This is a genomic window from Thermoleptolyngbya sp. M55_K2018_002 (assembly GCF_015295965.1).
Classification (GTDB): Bacteria; Cyanobacteriota; Cyanobacteriia; order Elainellales; family Elainellaceae; genus Thermoleptolyngbya; species Thermoleptolyngbya sichuanensis.
Genome location: NZ_DVEA01000355.1, coordinates 1 through 6124, shown reverse-complemented (window position 1 = coordinate 6124; position 6124 = coordinate 1). Strand labels below are relative to the sequence as shown.

General features: G+C 56.5%; 6 protein-coding genes and 1 pseudogene. 4 read left to right on the top strand and 3 right to left on the bottom strand.

Translation table 11 applies throughout. The annotated features are described in order from the left end of the window. Positions 1–178: 178 nt before the first annotated feature. Positions 179–319 (top strand): annotated as a pseudogene (locus IGS51_RS22425) (restriction endonuclease); the annotation flags it as partial. 854 nt (positions 320–1173) lie between these two features. Here the strand turns inward: IGS51_RS22425 and IGS51_RS18150 are convergent. Both IGS51_RS18150 and IGS51_RS18145 read right to left on the bottom strand, forming a co-directional pair. Next, positions 1174–2577, bottom strand: a complete 1404-nt coding sequence (locus IGS51_RS18150; RefSeq protein ID WP_297080191.1) for an IctB family putative bicarbonate transporter — start codon at positions 2575–2577, stop codon at positions 1174–1176. Between the two features lie 520 nt (positions 2578–3097). Then, entirely contained in the window at positions 3098–3334 is a 237-nt protein-coding gene (locus tag IGS51_RS18145) for a DUF3134 domain-containing protein (protein WP_068509204.1), read from the bottom strand. Positions 3335–3495: 161 nt separating this feature from the next. Between IGS51_RS18145 and IGS51_RS18140 the strand changes: the two genes are divergently transcribed. The 3 genes from IGS51_RS18140 to IGS51_RS18130 all read left to right on the top strand — a co-directional run bounded on the left by IGS51_RS18140 (position 3496) and on the right by IGS51_RS18130 (position 5532). Then, on the top strand, positions 3496–4083 hold the full coding sequence (locus IGS51_RS18140; RefSeq protein ID WP_297080190.1) for a PAP/fibrillin family protein: 588 nt from the start codon (positions 3496–3498) through the stop codon (positions 4081–4083). Positions 4084–4129: 46 nt separating this feature from the next. Then, entirely contained in the window at positions 4130–4942 is an 813-nt protein-coding gene (locus IGS51_RS18135) for a PD-(D/E)XK nuclease family protein (RefSeq protein WP_297080189.1), read from the top strand. Between the two features lie 215 nt (positions 4943–5157). Continuing rightward, positions 5158–5532: a rhodanese-like domain-containing protein gene (locus IGS51_RS18130; RefSeq protein WP_297080188.1), complete on the top strand. Its 375-nt coding sequence runs from the start codon at positions 5158–5160 to the stop codon at positions 5530–5532. Here IGS51_RS18130 and IGS51_RS18125 read toward each other — a convergent pair. Continuing rightward, on the bottom strand, positions 5513–6124 hold a 612-nt coding region (locus IGS51_RS18125; protein WP_297080187.1), incomplete at its 5' end, for a GH116 family glycosyl hydrolase. The genes IGS51_RS18130 and IGS51_RS18125 overlap by 20 nt on opposite strands.

Below are 6124 nucleotides of genomic sequence, written 5' to 3'. Positions count from 1 at the left end.
CAGAAATCTTGGCTGAAACCGAGAGCGATCGCCCGCCGTTGAGCTTCACCGTTAGGTGTATGCTCATCCCTCTGCCAAAGAGCAACCCTCGTATGTTTCGGCATTAGAAGGCTTTGACGCGACCTTCCCTGTTTTCGCAAACCGATGTACTATTGCGGTGACGGGATCTTAGACAAAGATGCGACCAATCTTGACCATAGAAGACTTATGTATTGAAGCAGCCAGATTTGCTGAAATAGAATCTGTCTACGATGAACCTAGTCTTTATGGTGTGACTGATGGAAAAGCCGTCGGAACTTATCTTGAACCGACATTCCGCAGGTTGACTTTAAATTATGAGTATGCTTCCAAATCCTGTTTTTCAGAAGCGCCTATTGACAAGACTTGTGGGTATCAACGCTAAAGTTCATGGCTGTGTAGAAATGTTGCGATAGAAATCTGTGTTAGAAAAGTACATATTTTCGGGTTGCTTGTCCATAAGACTTTCAGCGATCGGCAGGGCAACGCACAACTAAAAATATCTGTCAACCTGCGGAATATAGGCTGTATGTGCCTTTGTTACTGGCGGCCATCCATCGGTGGAAAGGGCGACGGCTCTATCTGGCGCTCGATACCACGGTGCTGTGGAATCGCATTGCATGATTCACTTGTCCGTGAGCTGTTGTGGACGAGCCGTACCCCTGCTATGGCGGGTTTTGGAACACCCCAGTGCCACCGTCAGGACTGAGCGATATCTCCCGATGTTTCGCTTAGCCCATCGGCTGTTGCAGTCCCACCCCGATGTGATGGTTTTAGCCAACCGAGGGTTTGCTAAACCTACCCAGGGCATGATTATTCAACTCGACGGTCTGCGTACTCAGGTTGACCCTCATTGGAGTCGGGGCATTAGCTATCTCAAAATCGGTCTCCGCTGGCTCAAGGGAGGGGTCAACAAAGGGCGGCCACTGCTCACACCGATTGGCCCTCTTTACTGTTGACCCTGAACCCTGTTTTGCCTCTAAACAAGCTGAAGCCCAGTATTATGACCGTATCTGGTTCTCTAGAATTCAATCCATGCGCTGTCAGTTACCCCATTGGGAGGCTGCCTAAAGATGTGTCAGGCAGACATCCAGCTATTCAGGCAAACTTATGAGGTAAAAGTGTGTAAGTGGTATAGTGTCAAGTCTATTGACATTACTCCGTCATTTCTGTTGCTTGATAGCTATCCACTGGCTTCCAGCCCCAAGCGGGCACGTAGTAACTTGCAACGATCGCCAGCATGAGCCACCAGAGCGTGCTGACCTGGGGGCGATACCATACTGTGTCTACGAGTCCGTGGAAGAGCATTCCGACCACGGTGGCGATCGCCCCCATTAGCCAGAATCCATCCGGGTTTGCGGCGGCGCGGAGGCGCTGAAGTTGCGTCCAGGCTTGGTGAAACGTGACCAACAGGAGCCAGAGAAACACGGTTAACCCAATGACTCCCGTTTCCACCAAAATTTCCAGCAGGATGGAATAGGCGCTGAGCGCCGAAAAACCCGCCCGTTGATAGCGTGGATAGACCTGGTTAAAGGCATCGTTGCCGGGGCCAATGCCCAAAATGGGGCGATCGCGGATCATGTCTTGCACCGCAGCCCACACGTTGAGCCGGAAATTGTTGCTGCTGTCTTGCCGCCCCATAAACATACTAAGGACGCGATCGCGCAGTGGGGCAACCGTCGCCACAGCCAGCACGACGAACGCCGCCGACACTCCCAACACCAACGGGATAGCCCAGCGTCGCCAAAACTGCGGCAAATAGCGGCTAAACCAGTGCGCCAGCAGCAGCACCAGCGCAAACCCTGCCATCACAAAGCCAATCCAGCCGCCCCGGCTAAAGGTCAGCACTAGGCAGGCAGCATTCAGTCCCGTCATCAGCAGCGCCAGCGCCTTGGGGAGCCAGCGCCGCCACGCAAACACCGCCGCCGCGCTCAGCATCACCGCTGGCAAAATGTAGGCCGCCAGCAGGTTGGGGTTGCCCAAGTAGCTATAGACGCGGGTCGTTTTTGCCAGGGTGGACCCCGCATCCACCCAGGTGGCCAGGGCAGGAGCGCCAAAGAACCACTGTCGGATACCCTCGACGCTCACTGCCAGCGCCGTGAGCAAATACACTGCGATGACCCCAGCCCGAATGCGGGGCGATCGCAGCACTCGCGCCAGCAGCGCAAACAGCAGCATATACAGCGTCAGCTTGATCAGCCCTGAAATGGCTGCTGTCCGCACAGGCGAAAGCGCCGTCGCCGCCACCGATACCAGCCAATACAGCAGCACCAGCAGATGAATCGGCGTTAAACCCAGTCCTTCATCATCCGACAGCGTGAGCAGCAGCCAGTAGCCGCCGCAGGCAATCAGCAGTACGCCAATCAGCGCCGTAGACACAAACGGAGCCAGCCCAAACACAATCGCCGCCAGCACTGCCCCGATTGGGTCTGCCCACTGCATGAGCCAGCTTCCTCTGCGCCAGCCCCGCAGCGCCCCGACCCAACTGTGCAGCAGGCTAGAGCGAATCCAAGTCGGCAGGGGCGTGGTCGTCAGCGTGAGTTGGTTCCAAACGTTCATGGGAAGTGGGGGGCGGAGTCATTTAAGGAACGGACGATTCTGCAAACTCTACAGCATTTCTTGCAGGGTGAGATCGCGCTGTCCTGCAAAGACGAAAGTTTCGTAGCTTTCTGCGTAGCTTCATAGTTTCAAAAGCTTCTTCAAAAGCTTCAAAAATGCTGCATAAATATCCTGCATCAGGTCTATGGTGCCACCTGAGAAAAAGTTTTGATCGCAAGAAATTTTTCTCGCTTGAGCAGACTAAAACGAGCGCACAAGCGGAATCTTGCACGCTCGACAAGTTGTAAGATACTGAGCCACTAGTTCATTGCAGAACGAGACAAGCTGCAACGAGTCTGGTTAACGCTAGGGCCGACCCTGCTAAGGCCGACCCTCAGGCTGGCGCAAAACGCCGCCCTAGTGCTGCGTCAACGTTATAGATTAGGGTTTGTAATAGATTAGGGTTTGTAGTGAGCGCTCTAGCGCTAAAGCGCCGACTACAAGCTGAGGATCAACCCTAAAATCAAGCTTTGACAAAGCACTAGTCGTCCAGATCCAGCACGTCGTCGTCATCATCATCCAGGTCGTAGCTGTTGTCTTCGCCCGCCATCAGCTCGTTAATTTCTTCTTCGTCGTCTGAGAAGTCGAAGTCGCCGCTTTCGCGAGCCAGCAGCCGCCCTGTTCCTTCCAGCCAGTCCAAAATAGACGCATCGCGCTGGAGGGGAATCACTTCGGCCGGTTGGTTGCGGGGAATTTCACGCAGAGCAGGGTTACGCATTGTCCTTTTCAAATCTCTATATACTCTTTAGTGTAATCCGTCACGGATGAGACGGATGGAACTTGACTAAAACGATGAGTTTTGGATAGCTTAGGCGATCGCCCTCGTCCCTTTCCCCATCAGCCTTTCAGCATCAAAGCGTTTACTTAGCAGGCGCACCTATGACCCTTGGCAAAGCGGAACTTTTGCAGGCGATCGCCGGAAAAAATCGGGGCTTGTTGGCCTCCGAAGCCGACAACCTGGCGATCCTGGCGGCAGTGGCTCGACTGGAAGAATTTAACCCCACGCCGCGACCGCTCGAAGCCGCAGAAAAGCTCGACGGCAACTGGCGCTTGCTTTACACTACCAGCACTGAACTGTTGAGCATTGGGCGCTTCCCCGTCCTGACGCTGGGGCAAGTTTATCAGTGCATCCGCGTCAAGACGCAGCAGGTGTTTAACATTGCCGAAGTCACCAGTCTGCCGCTGCTGGAGGGCTTGGTCAGCGTTGCGGCTCGGTTTGATCCTGTGAGCGATCGCCGCGTGGATGTGGGCTTTGAGCGGGGCATCTTTGGGCTACAGCGGCTAATCGGCTATCGCAACCCCAGCCAGTTCATTCAGGACATCCAGAGCGGCAAACGCTTCGCCGCCGCCGATTTTCGGATAGACCCCGGCAATCGCAAAGGCTGGTTGGACATTACCTACCTAGACGACGACCTGCGGATTGGGCGAGGCAACGAGGGCAGTGTGTTTGTGCTGACTCGAGTTTAGAGGTTTGTCAGGTTAGCGGGTCGCCAGGGGTTGGAAGGGAGGCACTATGGGGCGATCGCCCGTTATGCGGATTTCTCAGGGACAGCTTAACCTGCTGGATCTGTGTCCACGCCAGTTTCAGCACGTCTATCTCGATCAGCTTGCTGCACCGCCCAACCCCGACCAGCAGGAAAACCTCGACTGGGGCAGCCAGTTTCACCTGCTGATGCAGCAGCGAGAGTTGGGGCTGCCCATTGCCGCGCTGACTCCGGCCGATCCGGCCTTGCAGCGGTGCGTATGGGAGTTTGTGGAAGCTGCGCCAGACGTGTTTGCGCCCAATCCCGACCAGCAGCGTCAGAGCGAACACCGCCGCAGCTTGCTGTTTCAGGGCTATCTGCTGACGGTGGTGTATGACCTGCTAGTGCAGCAGCCAGGCAAAGCTGAAATCCTAGACTGGAAGACCTACGGCAAACCCAAGCAGCCGCAATGGCTGGCGCAACACTGGCAAACGCGGCTCTATCCCTTTGTGCTGGCGGAAACGAGCGACTATGGGCCAGAGCAAATCACGATGACCTACTGGTTTGTGCGGGCAACGCCACCGGGCACATCGACCCCGCAGCCGCAGCGGTTGGCGTTTCCCTACAGCCGAGCGGCCCATGAGCAAACTCGTCAAGACCTGAGCGAACGACTGCAACGCCTGACCCACTGGCTAGAGCGCTACGACCAAGGCGAGCCATTCCCCCGCCAGCAGGATTTGCGAAACGACTGCGCCCTCTGTGGGCCGGGCATCCGCTGTTGGGGCGATTCCCAACCCACCGCCAGCCCGTTGCTGCCGCTGCCAGACCTGAGCGCGATCGCCGAAATCCCCCTGGATTCGTGAGTAGACGTGCCACGCTGCGGATCGTTCGTCAAGGTTCGGATACAAAAGTTTGTAAATCTTGGGCAATGTTGTTACAGTGCAGGTATAGAAGGAGCTAGGGGTTGGGGATTGAGAGTTTGGGAGGAATCCGCCTGATAGCGGATTTCTGACCTGAGCGCGACTCATCTTTATGGCTGCCTTTCTGTTCCTCCCACCTCACACACCTGCACTGAGCCATGCGACTTTTTGGACTGATTCCCACGCCGCCGCCGCTCCGCCCGAAGTCCAACGTGTATGACCTAAAGGCCCGACTGGACTGGGGCGAACCCGCGCTGACAATTATCGACGTGCGCGATCGCCCAGAGTTCAACGCTGCCCATATCGAGGGCGCAGTCTCCATTCCCGCTGGGGAATTGGTGGACACGGCGCTGATTTATCTGGAATTGGAGCGCGATCTCTACGTCTATGGCTACACGGACGAGGAAACGGCGATCGCCGCTGCCCAACTCCGCGCTGCCGGGTTCCTCAACGTGTCGGAACTGCGCGGCGGGATGCCAGCCTGGAAGGCGGTTGGGTTTCCGGTAGAAATCGCTAGGGCGATCGCAGCGTAGCAAAATCTGTCATCACGCCGTAGATTCCCCAAATCGCCATTGCCCGCAGATAGTGGCTGGCGCGAAACGTGCCCACTGCCGTAATTGCCTCTGGCGTGCGAAACTGCAAGCCGTTGTTGTAGATCTGACACACCACGGCTTCCGCCAGCCGCAGGGCTTCATCTGGCAACCCCATCTGCCACAGAAACGCCGCCAGCCCAAAGTTGATGCCCGTCCATACCTCCAGCGGGTGCGTATCCTTCGGGTTCACGGGCGATCCATCCGGCCGCAGCCCGTTGGCCGCGCCAAACTGACCACCGTGAAACTGGAGGAAGCACGCTTCATACACCGTCTTCAGGGCCGACCGGGCACAGTCCTCCGGCACTACATCTGGCAGCCCCAGCAGCCGCGCATAAAACTGCCCACACAACTGATCTGCCATTACCACGTCCGAACCACTGCCGCTGTCGAGCCGATAGTATTGCCCGTTCCACAGCGTCGGGTGGAAGATGGCGCGGGATTGGGTGAGCCATTCTTGCCATCGGGTTTCGGGGGAATCTGTGGGAGGGGGGGCGTTTGGGCTGGCGTGCTGATCTCTGGACTTTGCAAGGGC